The sequence below is a fragment of the Echinicola salinicaeni genome (genome assembly GCF_014280965.1).
Classification (GTDB): Bacteria; Bacteroidota; Bacteroidia; order Cytophagales; family Cyclobacteriaceae; genus Echinicola; species Echinicola salinicaeni.
This window is the reverse complement of sequence record NZ_JACODZ010000001.1, coordinates 377,661-395,895: the sequence shown is the minus strand read 5'-3', so window position 1 is coordinate 395,895 and position 18,235 is coordinate 377,661. Positions and strand designations below refer to the sequence as shown.

Annotated in this window: 14 protein-coding genes and 4 tRNA genes; 13 read left to right on the top strand and 5 right to left on the bottom strand. The window is 38.5% G+C overall.

From position 1 onward, the window contains the following. Nucleotides 1-170 precede the first annotated feature (170 nt). Entirely contained in the window at nucleotides 171-2,123 is a 1,953-nt protein-coding gene (locus H7U17_RS01600) for a M1 family metallopeptidase (protein WP_186754095.1), read from the bottom strand. Between the two features lie 275 nt (nucleotides 2,124-2,398). Here H7U17_RS01600 and H7U17_RS01595 point away from each other — a divergent pair. The 5 genes from H7U17_RS01595 to H7U17_RS01575 all read left to right on the top strand — a co-directional run bounded on the left by H7U17_RS01595 (nucleotide 2,399) and on the right by H7U17_RS01575 (nucleotide 3,412). Further along, nucleotides 2,399-2,473: transfer RNA gene (locus tag H7U17_RS01595), tRNA-Val, on the top strand. A gap of 50 nt (nucleotides 2,474-2,523) precedes the next feature. Continuing rightward, a tRNA-Val gene (locus H7U17_RS01590) sits at nucleotides 2,524-2,598 on the top strand. 86 nt (nucleotides 2,599-2,684) lie between these two features. Then, nucleotides 2,685-2,930, top strand: coding sequence for a GIY-YIG nuclease family protein (locus H7U17_RS01585; protein ID WP_186754093.1), 246 nt, complete (start codon nucleotides 2,685-2,687; stop codon nucleotides 2,928-2,930). Nucleotides 2,931-2,987: 57 nt separating this feature from the next. Continuing rightward, nucleotides 2,988-3,063 (top strand) — tRNA-Leu (locus tag H7U17_RS01580). An 88-nt stretch (nucleotides 3,064-3,151) separates the two neighbouring features. Next, nucleotides 3,152-3,412, top strand: coding sequence for a GIY-YIG nuclease family protein (locus tag H7U17_RS01575; protein WP_186754091.1), 261 nt, complete (start codon nucleotides 3,152-3,154; stop codon nucleotides 3,410-3,412). 123 nt (nucleotides 3,413-3,535) lie between these two features. On the opposite strand, the gene amaB is transcribed toward H7U17_RS01575, so the two are convergent. The 4 genes from amaB to H7U17_RS01555 form a co-directional block, all read right to left on the bottom strand. Continuing rightward, complete coding sequence (gene amaB / locus H7U17_RS01570) at nucleotides 3,536-5,080, bottom strand: L-piperidine-6-carboxylate dehydrogenase (protein ID WP_186754089.1); 1,545 nt, start codon at nucleotides 5,078-5,080, stop codon at nucleotides 3,536-3,538. A gap of 105 nt (nucleotides 5,081-5,185) precedes the next feature. Continuing rightward, entirely contained in the window at nucleotides 5,186-6,682 is a 1,497-nt protein-coding gene (locus H7U17_RS01565) for a Do family serine endopeptidase (protein ID WP_186754087.1), read from the bottom strand. A 222-nt stretch (nucleotides 6,683-6,904) separates the two neighbouring features. Continuing rightward, on the bottom strand, nucleotides 6,905-7,333 hold the full coding sequence (locus H7U17_RS01560) for an Hsp20/alpha crystallin family protein (RefSeq protein WP_186754085.1): 429 nt from the start codon (nucleotides 7,331-7,333) through the stop codon (nucleotides 6,905-6,907). Nucleotides 7,334-7,584: 251 nt separating this feature from the next. Continuing rightward, nucleotides 7,585-8,916: an alpha-L-fucosidase gene (locus tag H7U17_RS01555; RefSeq protein WP_186754083.1), complete on the bottom strand. Its 1,332-nt coding sequence runs from the start codon at nucleotides 8,914-8,916 to the stop codon at nucleotides 7,585-7,587. A 234-nt stretch (nucleotides 8,917-9,150) separates the two neighbouring features. Between H7U17_RS01555 and H7U17_RS01550 the strand changes: the two genes are divergently transcribed. The 8 genes from H7U17_RS01550 to H7U17_RS01515 all read left to right on the top strand — a co-directional run bounded on the left by H7U17_RS01550 (nucleotide 9,151) and on the right by H7U17_RS01515 (nucleotide 18,233). Then, complete coding sequence (locus H7U17_RS01550; RefSeq protein ID WP_186754081.1) at nucleotides 9,151-11,664, top strand: mechanosensitive ion channel family protein; 2,514 nt, start codon at nucleotides 9,151-9,153, stop codon at nucleotides 11,662-11,664. A gap of 125 nt (nucleotides 11,665-11,789) precedes the next feature. Beyond that, nucleotides 11,790-11,863 (top strand) — tRNA-Asn (locus H7U17_RS01545). Nucleotides 11,864-11,879: 16 nt separating this feature from the next. Continuing rightward, nucleotides 11,880-12,035 (top strand): GIY-YIG nuclease family protein, encoded by a 156-nt coding sequence (locus H7U17_RS01540; protein ID WP_317172668.1) that lies wholly within the window; start codon nucleotides 11,880-11,882, stop codon nucleotides 12,033-12,035. A 1,135-nt stretch (nucleotides 12,036-13,170) separates the two neighbouring features. After that, entirely contained in the window at nucleotides 13,171-15,159 is a 1,989-nt protein-coding gene (locus H7U17_RS01535; protein WP_222439105.1) for a tetratricopeptide repeat protein, read from the top strand. Then, nucleotides 15,156-15,893, top strand: coding sequence for a LytR/AlgR family response regulator transcription factor (locus H7U17_RS01530; protein WP_186754076.1), 738 nt, complete (start codon nucleotides 15,156-15,158; stop codon nucleotides 15,891-15,893). Before H7U17_RS01535 ends, H7U17_RS01530 begins: the two co-directional genes overlap by 4 nt. Before the next feature lie 212 nt (nucleotides 15,894-16,105). After that, on the top strand, nucleotides 16,106-16,327 hold the full coding sequence (locus tag H7U17_RS01525) for a hypothetical protein (protein ID WP_186754074.1): 222 nt from the start codon (nucleotides 16,106-16,108) through the stop codon (nucleotides 16,325-16,327). Between the two features lie 17 nt (nucleotides 16,328-16,344). Beyond that, a complete protein-coding gene (locus H7U17_RS01520; protein ID WP_186754072.1) occupies nucleotides 16,345-16,911 on the top strand; it encodes a hypothetical protein in 567 nt (188 codons plus the stop codon). A gap of 116 nt (nucleotides 16,912-17,027) precedes the next feature. Then, on the top strand, nucleotides 17,028-18,233 hold the full coding sequence (locus H7U17_RS01515; protein WP_186754070.1) for a type III secretion system chaperone family protein: 1,206 nt from the start codon (nucleotides 17,028-17,030) through the stop codon (nucleotides 18,231-18,233). The last annotated feature ends 2 nt before the right edge of the window (nucleotides 18,234-18,235 follow it).

The window sequence follows — 18,235 nt, the reverse complement described above, 5'->3', positions numbered from 1 at the left end:
GAGGAAATTCACTTGCAGGGAGAAAAGGGCACCCCCTATTTTTAGTATCACCACTGATAAAAAACAAATCTCAATGACTTCAAATAAAAAGTAACATTCAAAAAAAGGGAGTAGAATTACTGTCTACTCCCTTTCATAATGGCAAAATCCAATTAATTATAATATATCAATTACTCTTCGTAGATATTGGCTGGCCATTTATCATTCGAGATATTTACATCAGGCAAGACCTTATCTGGATCGATCTCCATGCTTTCCACCTCTTTTTCTGACTTATATAGATGATTCCACTTATCTCCACGTTGCCAGATTTCAACCGGAAGTGTAAACCTCTCGCTTGAACCATCTTTGAAGGTCACTTCAATCACTACTGGCAATGGAACTCCACCCCTGTTAGAAAGAGCGATCACATAATTCCCAGAGTATGGATAAACACCATCCAAAGACAAATCAACATTCGCATTACCATAGAACCAGCTCTTCCAAAACCAGTTTAGGTTTTCTCCCGCTACATTCTCCATATGATTAAAAAAATCAGAAGGCTGCGGATGCTTAAATGCCCAGGTTTTGATATATGACCTGAAAGCATTATCAAATCTTTCATGCCCTAAGATATACTCTCTTAACATGATCAAACCAATTCCTGGTTTCATATAGGCTGTCATTCCTAAATTACTGGTATTAACCACATCAGGATAAGTGTCGATCCCCTCTCTTGTCTCGCGGTTAAACCAAGTGATATATTTTCTGGTATGATCCAGGTCAGAGCCATATTCACCATCATTAAAAGCTAAAGAACTATAATGATTGATAAATGTATTAAAACCTTCATCCATCCATGGGTAAAGACGTTCATTTGATCCCACGATCATCGGGAACCAATTATGGCCAAATTCATGGTCAGTCACTCCCCAAAGTCCCTCTCCTTTGCTTTCAAAACTACAGAAATTCAAGCCAGGATATTCCATTCCTCCAATATCAGCCGCTACATTGGTAGCAGATGCATAAGGGAATTCAAACCACATATTTGAATAATGCTCAACGGATGCCTTACTATATTCAGTAGACCTTGCCCAAGCTTCTTGCCCATCACTTTCCTTAGGATATACAGACTGGGCTACAATAGTTTTACCACTAGGAAGATCTATTTTGGCGGCATCCCAGATAAATGCTTGTGATGAAGCAAAGGCAGCATCTCTGGTATTCTCGATCTTGAACTTCCAAGTCAAAGTACCTTCTTGCTTTAAGCGGGTATTAATGTCAGTTACTTCTTCAGGTCTTAAAATATAAACCGAAGTATCGCTTTCCATGGCTTGGTCCATTCTATTAATCATCTCTTTGGACATCACCTCAGACGGATTCAATAACTCACCTGAACCTACCACAATGTGGTCAGCAGGAGCGGTAACAGCATATTCTATATCCCCATATTCCAAATAAAACTCTCCTGCACCTAAATAAGGCTCTACATTCCATCCTTTCACATCATCAAATACGGAAAGTCTAGGATACCATTGGGCAAGGGCGTAAATAGTACCATCTTCTACATCCAACCTTCCCATTCTATCCATTCCTTTTACGGGAATCTTATAGCTAAAGTCCATAGAAATGGTCGCTTCACCACCTTTGGCTGGAATTGGCTCAGCAAAGAACACCTGCATACGGGTATCATTCACCAAATACTCATCAGAAGCATCACCTCTTTTACCCACAACAGCCTTCACATTCGATAGGTCATACCCTCCATCAACATCACCGTTATAACGGTTTCCTTGAATAGGCGTAGTCAATGTACCTCTTGAATCCTCAGTAAACCTATTCTGCTCTAATTGCAACCAAACAAAATCCAATGCTTCAGGACTATTATTGGTGTAATGAATGCTTATTGAGCCTGTAATCGTATGCTCTTCATCATCTAGGCTAACGTTGATCTTGTAATCTGCTTCATTTTGCCAGTAATTAGGTCCGGGCTTTCCAGAGGCTGAGCGATATATATTACCTTTACGGTACATAAAATCATTAAAATCCTCTTGGTTATTCTCTTCCACTTCTTGAGCGTGGAGTCCCTGCACGGTAAAGACAGCAAGAAACAACAATAAAAATTTCTCTAAAGTATATTTCATAAATCGTGTTATTAATATGATTTTGGCAAATTTACATAAAGATTGATGAAGTGGAAATCCTTTTATTTTAATGGTAAATTCCGCATGTGATTTTTCACACTTTTTAACACTTCGACAAATAGAGCTCTTCTCCCCTCAATATTAATGATCATTTTTTATGATTCATTATCAACCACTTAATCAATAAGTATACATTTTTTTAAATATAATGTTTGCAGCTATCAATTTTACAACTACCTTTGCAATCCAATTACACGATAAAAGATCGTCAAAAAGGGAATTTAGCTCAGTTGGTTCAGAGCATCTGCCTTACAAGCAGAGGGTCGGGGGTTCGAATCCCTCAATTCCCACAAAAGTTTTTGAAAGCAGTTCAAAGACTTCAGTGGTTTAAAAATTTCTTGGGAATTTAGCTCAGTTGGTTCAGAGCATCTGCCTTACAAGCAGAGGGTCGGGGGTTCGAATCCCTCAATTCCCACTTCTTAATAGCTAATCCAGAAAGGGTTAGCTTTTTTTGTTTTCACAGAACTGCTCACTTTTAACTTAACAGCATTTTTTTCAACCATGGCCTTCGTATACATACTCTTCTCTAATTCTGCTAATAAATTCTATATTGGACATACCGAATCCTCTATTGAAGAAAGGGTAAAAAAACACAATTCAAACCATAAAGGCTTTACTGGAAAATTCAACGACTGGAAAATAGTATATCAAGAACAATTCAATAACAAAAAGGAGGCTTTACGCAGGGAAAGGGAAATCAAAAACTGGAAAAGCAGAAAGAAAATCATCCAACTCATCAAGCAATAACACTTTCGAAAAAAACACCCACCAATAACACATCAAATCATAAACTCAAACACACCTGGATTTTAGCTCAGTTGACTCAGAGCATCCCGACAAACAGTCGGGAGGGTCGGGGGTTCGAATCCCTCAATTCCCACTTCTTAATAGCTAATCCAGCAAGGGTTAGCTTTTTTTTTGTTTTCACAGAACTGCTCACTTTTAACTTAACAGCATTTTTTTCAACCATGGCCTTCGTATATATACTCTTCTCTAATTCTGCTAATAAATTCTATATTGGACATACCGAATCCTCTATTGAAGAAAGGGTAAAAAAACACAATTCAAACCATAAAGGCTTTACTGGAAAATTCAACGACTGGATAATAGTATATCAAGAACAATTCAATAACAAAAAGGAGGCTTTACGCAGGGAAAGGGAAATCAAAAACTGGAAAAGCAGAAAGAAAATCATCCAACTCATCAAGCCCCCTTCATCTGAAGTTTAAATTAGTATTGAACAATTAAACCAAAAATGAGATTTACCAATAAAAATACTACCTACACCCTGTGACCAAACAAAAAAAAGGAGCCTTAAAAGCCCCTTTTTTCCAATATTAATATCTACGAAATTAAATATCGAACTTTATACCTTGAGCCAATGGCAATTCAGTACTATAATTTATCGTATTGGTCTGTCTCCTCATATAGGCTTTCCAAGCATCAGAACCCGACTCACGTCCTCCACCAGTTTCCTTTTCTCCACCAAAGGCACCGCCAATTTCAGCTCCAGAAGTCCCTATATTCACGTTGGCAATACCACAATCAGACCCCTCCACAGAAAGGAAATATTCAGCCTCCCTCATATTGGTAGTCATGATCGCTGAAGACAAACCCTGAGGCACACCATTCTGAAAAGACATCGCCTCCTCCAAATCATCATATTTAATCAAGTAAAGAACAGGTGCAAAGGTTTCCTGCTGCACTACCTGAAAATGATTTTCAACCTCATAAACACATGGCTTAACATAACAGCCAGACTCATACCCCTCACTTTCCAAAACTCCACCTGGAACCAGCTCAACCCCTCCTTCTGCTTTCACTCGCTCAATTGCAGAAAGATAATTCTCTACTGCTCCTTTATCGATCAATGGTCCTACATGATTCCTCTCATCCAAAGGATTGCCTATCACCAATTTCTTATAAGCAGCCTTCAACCTATCTTTCACCTCATCATAGACAGAGGCATGGATAATCAAACGACGAGTACTCGTGCACCTTTGCCCTGCAGTACCAACAGCACCAAACAGCGCCCCACGAATAGCCACATCCAAATCTGCATTTTCAGTTATAATAATGGCATTGTTACCGCCTAACTCCAACAAAACTTTGCCAAGCCGAGCACCAACAGCCTCTCCTACAGCCTTCCCCATTCTTACAGACCCTGTAGCAGAAACCAAGGACACCCTAGGATCCTCTGCCAAAAAAGCACCCACCTTCGCATTACCAGTAAGAAGTGAACTTACACCTTCTGGATATCCATTATCATGAAACACTTTCGCCGCAATATGCTGACAAGCCAATGAGGTCAATGGAGTCTTCTCCGACGGCTTCCACACACAAACATCTCCGCAAACCCAAGCAATCATCGTATTCCATGACCACACAGCCACAGGAAAATTAAAAGCAGATATAATACCCACTACCCCCAAAGGATGCCACTGCTCGTACATCCTATGCCCAGGACGTTCAGAATGCATACTCAAACCATAAAGCTGCCTGGACAGTCCCACGGCAAAATCACAGATATCTATCATTTCCTGCACCTCTCCCAAACCCTCTTGATATGATTTTCCCATTTCGTAAGAAACCAACTTCCCCAAATGAGGCTTATTTTCACGCAAAGCATTACCTATCTGCCTAACTACCTCCCCACGTTCCGGAGCAGGAACCTTACGCCAGGATTTAAAAGCTTTCTCAGCCCTACCAATAACCTGCTCATAAGCCTCTCGTGAAGTCTCTTGCACCTTACCAATCTCCACTCCATCTACTGGCGAATAACTCGATAACCACTCACCTTTCAGATCCACATACTCCACTCCAGTCCAAGTTCCTTTATTTATTTCCTTCAGGCCCAATACATCCAACAGAGCCTTTATCTCAAACTTTTCTTCCATAGGGTTTTTGATTCTATTTGGTCAAATCAAATCTAACAAAAAAAAAAGCCATCCGCCAAAACGGATGACCTTTAAACACATACATAAACCAACTAAACACTAATTTTATTTATCAAGCTCGATTTCAAAATAAGACTTCTGACCGTTTGGATAAATACCCAAAACCATCACTTCCTCTCCTTTATTCTTACCAAGCTCTCTTTTCAAATCTTCTGCATTCTGAACCTTAGTCCTACCCACATGAGTAACGATAAATCCTTCACGCGCTCCCGCTTCTTCCCATTTTTCATTATCAATATCATCAATCATAGCTCCACCATCAACATCCAGCCTTCGTTGTAATGTCAAATCAAGATCTTTGAAAGTCACCGATTCAAATCCTACAACTTTTGGCTCTTCTTTCTTAACTATCTTAGTGGTGCCTGAAATATTTTTCAATGTTGCAGTTACTTCTCGCTCCTTGCCATCTCTTAAGAATTTCACATCCACCTCATCACCCGGACGCTTTCTAGCCACCATTTCCTGAAGCTTAGAAACGGTATTGGTCTCTGTTCCATCAATACCCACAATAATATCACCTTCTTGCAGACCAGCCTCTTCTCCTCCACTACCTTCATTAACTCCAGCAACATAAACCCCTTGCGAAACACCAAGGTCTTTACCCAAATACTCTTCAAACTCTGGACTCACATCCTGTATTGAAACTCCCAACAATCCTCTTTGAACAGCACCATACTCCAAAAGATCATCCATCACTTTTTTCACTATACTGCTCGGAACCGCAAAAGCATAACCACTGAAAACGCCAGTCTGACTCGCGATAGCTGTATTGATACCAATTAATTCACCAGACAGATTGACCAAGGCCCCGCCTGAGTTCCCTCTATTGACTACTGCATCAGTCTGAATAAAGGATTCTATTTGAAGATTGTTATTACTTTCACTTCTTAAAATCCCAATATTCCTCGCCTTTGCACTCACAATACCTGCCGTCACTGTCGAAGTTAAATCAAATGGATTACCTACTGCCAACACCCACTCTCCTACCTGAGTTTGGTCAGAGTCACCAAAAGGCACAAAAGGCAAATTATTGGCTTCAATTTTCAATAAAGCCAAATCCGTAGTAGGATCTGTTCCGATCACCTTAGCCTCATAATTTGTATTATCATGCAGCGTAATGCTTATATCCTTGGCATTTTCGATCACGTGATTATTCGTCACCACATAACCATCCTCCGATATGATCACTCCTGAACCTGAACTACGTCCCTCCCTTGGAGGACTCTGACGACCATTATCAGGATACCTAAACTCAAAAAATTCTTCTAATGGATTACCTCCTCTTCTAGAGCTTTCCATCGTAACCGTACTCTTGATATGAACCACTGCAGGCGTAACCTGTGAAGCAGACGCCACAAAATTAATTCCGTCAGGAATACTGAATTTATCATCTTTTAACCAGTTCACAAAACTGGTATTTTGCTTCTCCTCAAAGTTAGCCACCTTGGTAGCAGGAGACAGCAAATTTACACCAGCTATTGCTATCAGACCACCGATTACAGAGGCCAAAATAATACTGAGGAAGAATTGCTTTCTATTCATGTTGATCTCCTTTTTTAATTAGTTTCATGTATCAAATACACGGTATATAATGAACTTAGTTTCCAAATATTTTACAAATCCCATGCTGAAACACTGTTTTTAACACCTTTTAACAAGAAGTCAAAACAAAAGCCACCTTACCGTATCTATTGCAATTTAGCAAAGGGACCTGTATTATATATTAAACTCAAAAAAAATAAGTGGGTTTCCCCACTTATTAAATTATTTCACTTCTATAGTGGATTTTACTACCTTTTTCTCAGTCTTCGGAATAAGCACCTGCAACACCCCATCCTCATATTTCGCCTCTATTTTCTCATGAGAGACATCTTCAGGCAAAAAGAATGATTTGCTAAAGCTTCCGTATTGACTCTGAACAGAATGATAGTTTTTCCCTTCTTTTTTCTCTTTACGCTTTCTTTCACCGGAAATGGTCAATTTACCATCTACTAGATTTATTTTAAAATCCTCCTTCTTCACTCCTGGAATAGCCAACTCCAATTCATAGCTATTCTCATCCTCAGAAATATCTACTGAAGGAGTGAATTTGTTCGCCTCAGCATTCACTGATTCGTTAAAAAACTTATCCAATAATCCACTAAAGGACGAAGGATAATTTGGTTCGAAATTATTATATCTTACAAGCTTCATAGTATTATGATTTTTTAGTTTTTAAAGTTTTTTTTGATTGTCTTGACCTTACTACAGTAATTTTCATACCAACAAAAAATCAAGCATAAAACAATGTCATTATGACTTAATTCAAACTAAAAACCATAAAAATAATGACACTTTGACTTATCTCAACCTTCACAAACATCCCAGCTAGACATTCACTATTGATCAAAACAAAAAAAGGAGCCCATTTGAGCTCCTTAATTCCACATTAAAAACAGTTCTTTTTAGTTGCTTTCGATCACCTGACCTTTTTCCCGGTATAGATCCACTTCACCATCCAACAAAACAGCTAAAACCGTAATATCCTTATCATAAACATTATCAGGTATGTCTATATATTTCAATCCCGGAACTTGGCTCCAATACATTTTACCAACTTCCCTGTGCTCCAATTTGGTACCGTTTCCTACTACCCATATTCTATTAATTTTATTCTTAAGTCCCTTGATAACCAAAGACTCATTCACCTTGTAGTCAAGATAGATATAGAGTATCTTCTTATCTTTTGACAAAGTAGTGGGAGCAAAAACATGACCTGCAGGAATCCCCGCCTGAGTTTCATAAATAGCTGAAGCATGCTTAGAAGTCCATCTACCAAACTCCTTTAGAATATTCTCAGCCTCCTCTGGAATAGAACCATCAGGCTTTGGCCCCATATCCAACAAGAGATTACCTCCCATATGAAGACAATCCACAAACACCCGTAATAATTCACCAGGGCTTTTATAATCATGATCATTATGCTGATAGCCCCAACTATTATTCATAGTCAGGCATAACTCCCAGTATTTACTGTGAGGACGGGTAACCGGAACCCCTTGCTCTGGTGTATCATAATCACCTAATCCACCACCAATCCTGGAATTAATAATCAAATTAGGATTCCACGCTAATAATTGCTCTTTCAGCTGTTTGCTTTTCCACTCCTCTGCTTTATGCTCCCAATCGCCATCAAACCAATACAAGTCAGGCTGATACCCCAATGAAAGCTCCTCCAATTGCTTGAAATTAAAATCAACAAATTTTTGAAAACGCTTCGGGTCATTCTTATAGCGGTATTCAGTTCTTGTCTTACGGTCATAATCAGGATGAGACCAATCCAATACAGAATAATAAATCCCTTTTTTCAACCCCTCCTTCTCAAGTGCATCCATAAATGGACCTACTAGATCACGACCCGCAGGCGACTTCTTCACTACAGTCAAATCACTCACTTTACTATCCCATAACGCAACTCCATCATGGTGTTTTGCAGTAAGCACAGCATACTTCGCCCCTGAAGACTTGATCAATTCTGCCCATCTTTCTGGATCATAATTGGCTGCGGTAAAACCTTCCAACTGCTTCATATAATCTTCATAAGAAATATAATCATTGAAAAATGACCAGGATTCATCGATTCCATTCACAGAATAAATTCCCCAGTGAATGAATATACCTAGCTTAGCCTCACCAAACCAATCCATTTTTGATTCATCCTCTCCCTGCGCGAAAACCCTAGAGCTCAGCAGCAGCACACAAACCAATAATCCAAAAACCTTTTTTAAACCTTGCATTTAAATCTCAATTATTTTTTGATTCCTTATTTTCCTTTCCAAATTTAACAAAATAAAAATATCAATAAACCTCTTACATAATCTTATTTATTTTCCTTAATCACTCATAGATATACAATATTTTTACTTTAACTCAGGTGATTCGGATCTACTAAAGATTCGAAAAGCCAAAAATTATGATAAAAAAATAAGAATTGTTATTATTTTTAGTCAAACCAATACACAAGTACAGACATGAGATCTGAAAGGCCACTCCTCTACATTTTTATCGCCATAGCCTTTTGCATTATATCAAATCCATCACTGGGCTCCCAAACCTCTGGAGACCTTCTAAATATTGGAGACTCTCTATTGAACCTAGGCAGCGACAGCACAAAGGAAAGAAAGCTCAACAGCCCTGACTCAAGCAGTCATCAATCTGTAACCTCGGTCATAGCCACCCTAGAAAATTACGCCATTGCTACCAACCATTTTAGCAAAACACTCGAAAGGGAAATAGATACCACCGTCATTGCAAGTTCACTCCCCTTAATTGAACAAAGAATAACCATTATCAGAGATAGACTAGAAAACCAAGGAGCAGACATTAATGTCAGGTATTTATCCGCACTCAAAAATTTCATCAACAACGAAACTGAAAACATAAGCTCTTGGAAAGAAATTATAGATAGCAGAAACCAAGAAATCCAGTCTATCTACGACAGCCTTACGGTAATACAAAGTGACCCTGTAATTTATCCTGAAAATTACGATAGCATCCTATTGCCCTCCATCGGCAACCAATTACAAGAGCTTCATCATAGAATACATAGAGTCGACAGTTTATATTTCATCAAGCAACTGAGCCTCGCCAGTTTTCAAAGTAGAATTTCGAATGCACAAATAGACATCGATGACTTTAGTGATGAAATCAATCAACTAGAGACTGCTATTGAAGCCAAAATTTTTGATAAAGAAGTCAATTATATTTGGGACCCCATATCTTATAGCAAAGATAAAGACCTAACAAAAATCATTCACCGGTCCTACACTATCAACAAAATCATTTTTGAGGGATATATGGCAGCAAATATCCCTACTATTTTGATCACAACAGTACTAGCAATTCTCATATTGGTCTGGCTGACAAACCTTATCAGGCGTATTAAAGATGAAAAAGAGTTTGCAGACCTTATATTCAAAAGAACGAAATTCGTCCCTCGCAATCCTATTTTTTCATCCCTTTTGATCATATTACCAATAACTCCTTTCCTTTACCATTCCCCTCCGATTGTACTAAACGTCATTTTACTGACCCTCATGATATTGGCCACCACGGTACTGATCACACCAATTGTGAACCAAAAGGCCTACTCCTACTGGATGATCTTCTTAGTCATTTTCCTTATTTATAGCGTTAGTAACCTCTATTCGGAAAAAGCTTATGAAGAAAGATGGGTATTGCTAATACTAAGTGTAGTCAGCGTCTCTCTTGCCTATAATATCATTAAAAACATAAAAGGCTCCAATTTCACCCATCCTGGGCAAATCATCTTTCTAATCAGGGTATTTTTAATTATCCAAGGAGCATCTTTTATCGCCAATGTCTTTGGCAGATACAGCCTAGCAAAAATATTGGGCATAGCTGCCACCAGCAGTCTACTTCAAGCGCTTGGCCTATATGTTTTTGTATTGGTAATCATGGAAGCAATATACCTACAAATAGAAGTCAGTAAAAAAAGTTCAAGGGAATACACAGCCTATTTTGACTTTCAAGAAATACAGAATAAAGTACAAAAGATCTTTATCTTTTTCGCCGCCGCCATATGGCTTTTCTATTTGGCAAAGAACCTCATTATCTATAATTACCTAAACAATATCATATCTGAATTTTTATCAATCCAAAGAACGATAGGCAACACCAATTTCACCTATGGCAGTGTCTTAATTTTCATCTTGGTCATTTGGTTTTCATCTATCATCGCCAGGTACCTTACCTACTATTTTGAAGCAAAAGACCAAAAAGTAGCCACCAACAGAAAACAAAGATTAGGCTCATCGGTACTTCTTATCAAATTAGCTGTATTCACCATTGGTTTTCTTTTTGCGGTAACCGCTGCGGGCATTCCTCTGGACAATATAGCCATCGTACTAGGAGCCTTGTCAGTTGGCATTGGTTTTGGCCTCCAAACAATCATCAACAACCTAGTTTCTGGAATCATCCTTGCATTTGAGCGCCCTATCCAAATTGGAGACGCCATTGAAGTGGGAGGTCGTTCAGGCGTTGTCAAAGATGTAGGAATCCGGGCCAGTAAAATACAAGCTTACGATGGCTCAGAAATCATACTGCCCAATGGAGACTTACTATCCCAGCACTTGATCAACTGGACACTATCTAACAAACAAAGGAGAATTGAATTGATCATAGGAGTAGCTTATGGATCAGATTCAGACAAGGTAGAATCCGTTTTGCTAGAAATCCTCAACCGAGAAGGCATCTTGAAAACCCCTGCCCCCAATGTTTACCTCCAAACTTTTGCAGACAGTGCTGTTGAATACCGCTTACTTTTCTGGGTGCATGATTTTGATGTTTGGGTAGACATGAGAGCTCAGGTCATGAAAGAAATTTACAAGGCCTTTGCAAAGGAAAACATCGAAATCCCATTCCCACAAAGAGACCTTTATATCAAATCAATTCCTCAAGAATGGCAGGGCTCATCCGAAAACAAGCAGCTAACGGATGAAGACGAAAAAAAAGAGAAAAATTAATCCATTGAAATCGAGAGAGAAAGAAAATTACTCCAACTTTTTTTCATTGGGGATTTGGAAAAAAATAAACAACCTGCTATGTTTGCATCACGTTAAACAAACGGGTTAGCGAAAACAACAAAAATTCCTCCTTAGCTCAGTTGGTTAGAGCATCTGACTGTTAATCAGAGGGTCCTTGGTTCGAGCCCAAGAGGAGGAGCAAAAGCCTTGCAGAAATGCAGGGCTTTTCTTTTTTTAATACTATGGAAAATTTTTACGTCTATATTATCTACTCCAGAAAAATTGATAAATTCTACACTGGCCAAACTCAAAACATAGATAAAAGACTTCAGTTTCATAATGACCCTGATAAATTTACCAATACTTTATGATCACCTTTCGTACTCCCCTTAACATCCTTTTTTTTCCTGCCCGAAGAATGAGAAAGCCCTGATTTTAACACAGCAGCGCTTTGACTTCTTAGCTATAACCCTCTGATAGAGCTGTGACTTCACTTACTTTCCTAGGGATCAAATAGACTTCTCTCCCAAATTATCTTCGGATTTTACTCAGTAATTTCCGAATGTGATCCGAAGGAGATCCGAAAGTGATCCCTGAGTGATCCGAAGATTATTCTGTTTTCTCCCAAATAAAGGTAAAGTCAGGATAAGGTTAGACCTTTGTTAATCTCTGGTCTTTGAACTTTCCCCTAGGATTGAAGCTAATCCCTTCGATTTTTTCATTCTTGATCCCTGATTTGATCCATTGTTCGATCTCCTGTCTGAAAAAATAAAGCTTGCCTGCCTTTTTATAGATAGTCAAACCATTTTTATTGATTAAATCACGAAATTTTGAAGATACTAAGTAGACATTCCCTCCACACCTCCTCCTAATTACTACCTTTTCCCTAAAAAAACGAAATACCCATCGAAATCCCATTAATTGGCCTTTGGAGCATTCGTTTTTGAGACAGTTGATGGAGCATAAAAAAATGAGTTAGCTCGTGAAGTTGATGAGCGAGATCCACTTTTGCTGATGTCAAACACTAACCCCTAATTTACGAATCGTGAATTAATTCACCATAACGGATCTATTCTTCTTCCCGGCGGTTATTGACTAAAAAGAGACGGTTATTTTTTGTAATAAAAATTTCACCCAAAAAATTTTAACATTCTTATAAAAAAGAGAGATAAACTATTACTTTGGTCAGAATTAGATTTCTAACGAACAAGAAACAATCCAAATAGTACCATAATGGATTCAAGTCCGCCGTCAGTTTTCATCTTCAAAATTTAAGGGGTATCTAATTTATATTCTTAGAAAAGCATGCGATTTACGATTATACCTATTCCTATTTTTTTATTTCTCTCTCTGATTTGGACTGTTACAATAGCGCAAACCCAAACAATAGATAGCTTAAAAAACGAATTAGCTCTTCACTCCGAAAAAGACACCGTTAGAGTGAATCTTCTAAATAAGCTCGCTTTCTCCTTTTTCAGTAGTGACATACCAAAATCCCTTGAATATTTGACAGAATCAGAAGCCTTGTCGAATGCCATTGGTTTTAAAAAAGGTTTGGCCAGGAGTATTTATATAAGGGGGATAACTGAAGCTATTCAATCTGATTTTAAACAAGCTTTGCAATTCTATGATGAGGCACTGGGATTGTATGAAAACATTGGTTTTAAAAAGGGGATAGCAAATTGTTACAATGCCAAAGGCATCACCTATAGAAATAAAGGTGAACCCAGGAATGCAATTGCAAATTTTAAAAAAGCAATCAGCATAGAAGAAGTAATAGAAAGTGACAATCTTTCGGCCAGCCTTTTAAATTTAGGTACAGCTTATGAAGAGCTAGGAGATTTTGATGAAGCCATTTCCTATTTAAAAGAGGCGCTTTCCATGGCTGAAGCCAATCAAAACGAACAGCGTGTCTCCTATAGTTTGAACAATTTAGGGAATGTTTACATGCAGCTAGGCAATTACCCTCTTGCCCAGGAGCATTTTCAAAAATCATTGTACACCAATGAAAGGCTCGGGGATAGTATAAGTATGGCCAGTAACCTGGGCAATATAGGCTCTATTTATAATATTCAGAATGACTTGGACAAGGCAATGCAAAGTTTTGTAAGATCCCTGGGGATTTATGAACGGATCAACAGCCAGCAAGGGATTTCCAATACCCTGAATGGAATAGGAACCATTTATGAAGAAATGGGAGATTACTCTAGTGCTTTGACCAATTATATAGAGGCCTTACAGATAAGTAAGCAAATAGAATCAAACTCCGAAATCCCCTACATCCTTAACAATATCGGCAGTACCTATCTTAAATTAAAAGATTATAAGCTGGCAAATCAATACTACTCAGAGTCAGAAATAATCAGTTTGGAAAATGAAAGCAAAGAAACATTAAGCGGAGCTTATATTGGTCTTTCGAGAACCTTATCGAACCAAAAAGAGTATGGACCGGCTTTGTCCCATGCGCTTAAAGCCCAGGAAATATCCAAATCATCCGGTTTTTTAAATTACCAAAAAGAAGCTTCTGAAATCCTAGCCAAAATCTATGAAGCATTGGGCAATTACAAGAAGGCTCTTGAAAACCACCGACAGTTTAAACTACTGAACGACAGCCTTTTTAATCAAGAGAATGTAAAAAAAATAGCACAATTAGAATACGAGTACAAATACAAACAGGCTCTGGATTCGGCCAACATCAGAGAGTTGAAATTGACGAAAACCGTCTTGGACACCTCTCAGGATTTGGCAAAAACAAGACAATATTACCTTTGGGCCATTATTGGCATCTTACTGATTTCCCTGATGTTAGGAGCAATTATTTTTATAGAAAAACTTAAAAATGAAAAAACAAAAACCAAAAATATTATCGTGGAGCAAAAGCTGCTTCGCTCCCAAATGACACCTCATTTCATCTTCAATTCACTCTCGATCTTACAGGGGATGATCCTAAACAAAGAGGAAATTAAATCAGTGAACTACCTTTCCAAATTTTCCAAGCTTCTTCGAATCATATTGGAAAATTCCAGGGATAAATTGGTTTTACTTTCCAAGGAAATTTTAGCGGTAGAAAACTATCTATCCCTCCATAATCTAGAAGACAATCAATTCAATTTCTCAATAATTGTCGAGCAACCTATTGACCCAAAATCGATTCTGATTCCCCCAATGTTGATTCAGCCATTTGTCGAAAATGCAATCGAACACGCATTCGTAGGTCAAGTTGAAGAAAACAAGATTGAAATCTCTCTTAAATATGAAGGAGAACAGCTCATCTGTACCATCGCCGACAATGGAATAGGAATCGATTCTCAACAAGAAATTTGTTCAAACTCCAAGAAATCCCTGGCAACCACTATCACCTCTGAGCGCTTAACAATATTATCCAAGGATTTTAAAATGAAAGGAGACATGATGATCGAGGACAGGTCCAAATACCATGAGAAAGGAACAATGGTAACCTTAATTATACCCTATAAAACAACCCAAAAAGCATGAATTCGCTAGTCATTGAAGATAAGGCCTACATCAGAAAAGGCCTGATCAATTTACTTAACTCAGTCAGTCCTGAGATCAATATCATAGGTGAATGCGAATCAGTCAAAGAGGCTGTTGTAGTCACAAATGCCTGCAAACCTGATCTCGTATTTTTGGACATCAACCTCTCTGATGGTTCAGGATTTGATTTTTTGGATCAAACTGAACACCTGGATTTCAAAGTCATTTTCATCACTGCCTATGAAGAATTTGCATTGAAAGCTTTGAAAATCGGAGCCGTGGACTACCTCATGAAACCCGTTGATCCCGAAGAACTTCAGATTGCTTTGAAAAAAGTACAAAGCAAAAGTTCAGTGCAACAGAAAGAACAGATCAATCGAACAAAAAAGGTTTGGTATCAAGATGATTCCACGCTTGTACTTTCTTTAAGTGATAGTTTTCAGGTAATCGATCTTTCTGAATTATTGTATTGCGAGTCCGATAAAGGTTATACTACTTTTCATTTAACAGACGGAAAAAAATTCATCGCATCCAAACCCATCAAAACCTATGAAGAGCAACTTGAGAAGGTCCACTTCACAAGACCTCATCAATCATTCATGGTAAACTTGAAATTCATTGATAAGTATGATAAATCGGGTACCATCTTTTTAAAAAATGGAAAGCAAATTCCCGTATCCTTTAGAAAAAAGGAAGCTTTTCTGACAACTTTCCTAGCGTTCAACAGGCACTAGAATTTCTTCTTTACCCAAAACCACCTTCATTTCAATTCTTTAAGAAAACGAAAACTCATCGACTTATTACAAATATAAAGCTGGGCATGACGGATATAGACCGGCTATTTTTTCAAAACTAAAAGTTTCCAAAATTAACCTTAAGAATCTAGGGACTCAAGGAATATTACATCCCTTGGAGCACTTTTTTAAAAACATAAAAACCTATATAAATGGAAGACATCAAATCAAAACTTGGGCAAGGCGGACTTTTGCTTGCTGCAATGGGCATCATTTCTATGCTCCTTTCCATCTTCAATTACAACATCAGGCTATTGTCTTGGATAGACATCTGGGGCACCGGAATGGGCTGGGTTATTCGAATTCTACTAATTGCAATTGGCGGAGCACTGTTCTATATCTATGGTAGAGATACTGAAGAAGTAGAGGAATAATCCTGAACCTTTAAGAAATGAAAAGCTTTAATATCCCTTGTCTATTTCTTTTGTTGACATTCTTGAATGCTTGCGGTAGTGGCGCGAGCATTCAAGAAGCCAATGCGGATGGATTCCTTGTCATTGAGGAAGCTCTGAAAGACCAATTTGGTGAGGATGCTTACTTTACCGATTTAACGATCAGTCATCGTCAATCAATTGGAAACATCATCTCAGTAACTGTCACCAGTGATCCATCTTCTTTAAAAATGGGCCAATGGACGCAATCCAATGATAGTTGGACACAAACTTCTGACATCAGGCTTGAAGTACCTGAAGGCATGAATGCTTCCGACTTTATGTTCCAATTGGGTGATCCAATCGACCTGGGCAGATTGGGAGACTTGGTAGAAAAATCAAAAGATAAACTGGAGGAAGAAAAGGAGATCCAAAACCCTTCCCTTCAGATGGCTATTGTGAAAATCCCCAAAGATGGAGTGCGGTCAAAAATTGAATACCTAATCCTGCTTCAGCCGGAAAATGGAGGAACGACCTTCACCTATAGCTATGACCTCAATGGGAATTTCATTTCCATGGACTATTAAGCCCAAAACCAAAGAATTCTAAACCAAGAAAACCTTTCCAATAATCATCACTGGATTGGTGGCAATATTTTTCAAAAAGCTGGAGGTCCAATCGAACCTTAGCCAAAACAAATACCATGAATAAAAATTTAAGCTACTTCCCTCCCCTCCATCCCAAAAAATCCTCAACAAAACAGGATGAAAAGTGGGATGAATCAATAGCATTTTTTAACAACGGACAATTTGAACAGGTAGTTCCTACCCTTTTGGACTATATCGACAGCAATCTGAGAACCAAGAAAAAGGGAAACACCTATGAAATTGCGCATGGATCTGTGTTGATATTCATTTCCCAATCGGAGACAGACCTGATCATCAAATGCCCCTTTTTAACTATAGAAGATTCCAAGAAAGTGCCCCTGATGAGGCGGTTGGCAGAAATGCGGATGTACCCGCTCAACCTGGCCAATTTGGTACTGGAGGGAGAGATGGTCTTTTTCACTTTCTCCTGTCCTCTTCAGCTCTGTGAGCCCTATAAAATTTATGGAGTTTTACGTGAAATCTGTTTGTATGCCGACAGCTATGATGATGAATTAATCGAGAAGTTCAGTGCAGCCCATCTTCAGGAACCAAGCATCTCCCCTTTCCCGGATAATTTAAAGGAGGAAGCTTTTAGCAATAGTCAATCTATTCTTTCAGAAGGTCTCGAGCGATTCAACTATTACATGGAAAAGCGACAGGCCAATAATGCTTGGTACACCCTCAACATCACTTTCAAAAAGCTAGAGTTCTACTCCGAACCTCAGGGATATTTAAGAACTCTCTTAGAGAAAGCTGTGAATGGAATTCAGGATCGAAGAATTCAATTTCAAACCAGGCTACTGAACGGAAAATCAAGTCTCGAAAAGCTAAAAAACTATCCTAAGGAAAAATTCCTATCCGATCTCTATCAAGTAGAAACTTTCGTCCCTCATAAATACAGCGGCAAAAAAGAGAATATCAGAGAAAACTGGGAGGACAGTTACAACGAAGCACAGGAGAAAATCTCCAACTACCAGTTTGAAGATGCCTGCAATTTAATGCAGTCCTGTTTCTACGGACTATTCTATTACAATCTAGTGAATGAATCCATCAGTAAACCCATCACTGACGCATTGGCACAGGCAAGTCAAATGGACTGGAATCTTGCTGCTCCAATCCTGATGAATGGCATGGAGTCTATCATGGAGGACTCCTTATTTGGAGACGAATTCGGCATGGATCTATCCAAAATCATGGGATCTCAAATGCAAGAATCCATGGCTGCAATCCAACAGATGATGGCAAACTTTAAGACTAATTGAAA

Excerpts from the sequence above, each read along its gene's own strand:
- H7U17_RS01565 (WP_186754087.1), bottom strand. The coding sequence starts at position 6,682 with ATGAATAGAAAGCAATTCTTCCTCAGTATTATTTTGGCCTCTGTAATC.
- H7U17_RS01520 (WP_186754072.1), top strand. The coding sequence starts at position 16,345 with ATGAAAAGCTTTAATATCCCTTGTCTATTTCTTTTGTTGACATTCTTG.
- H7U17_RS01600 (WP_186754095.1), bottom strand. The coding sequence starts at position 2,123 with ATGAAATATACTTTAGAGAAATTTTTATTGTTGTTTCTTGCTGTCTTT.
- H7U17_RS01550 (WP_186754081.1), top strand. The coding sequence starts at position 9,151 with ATGAGATCTGAAAGGCCACTCCTCTACATTTTTATCGCCATAGCCTTT.
- H7U17_RS01540 (WP_317172668.1), top strand. The coding sequence starts at position 11,880 with ATGCAGGGCTTTTCTTTTTTTAATACTATGGAAAATTTTTACGTCTAT.
- H7U17_RS01560 (WP_186754085.1), bottom strand. The coding sequence starts at position 7,333 with ATGAAGCTTGTAAGATATAATAATTTCGAACCAAATTATCCTTCGTCC.
- H7U17_RS01525 (WP_186754074.1), top strand. The coding sequence starts at position 16,106 with ATGGAAGACATCAAATCAAAACTTGGGCAAGGCGGACTTTTGCTTGCT.
- H7U17_RS01515 (WP_186754070.1), top strand. The coding sequence starts at position 17,028 with ATGAATAAAAATTTAAGCTACTTCCCTCCCCTCCATCCCAAAAAATCC.
- amaB (WP_186754089.1), bottom strand. The coding sequence starts at position 5,080 with ATGGAAGAAAAGTTTGAGATAAAGGCTCTGTTGGATGTATTGGGCCTG.
- H7U17_RS01575 (WP_186754091.1), top strand. The coding sequence starts at position 3,152 with ATGGCCTTCGTATATATACTCTTCTCTAATTCTGCTAATAAATTCTAT.
- H7U17_RS01555 (WP_186754083.1), bottom strand. The coding sequence starts at position 8,916 with ATGCAAGGTTTAAAAAAGGTTTTTGGATTATTGGTTTGTGTGCTGCTG.
- H7U17_RS01530 (WP_186754076.1), top strand. The coding sequence starts at position 15,156 with ATGAATTCGCTAGTCATTGAAGATAAGGCCTACATCAGAAAAGGCCTG.
- H7U17_RS01585 (WP_186754093.1), top strand. The coding sequence starts at position 2,685 with ATGGCCTTCGTATACATACTCTTCTCTAATTCTGCTAATAAATTCTAT.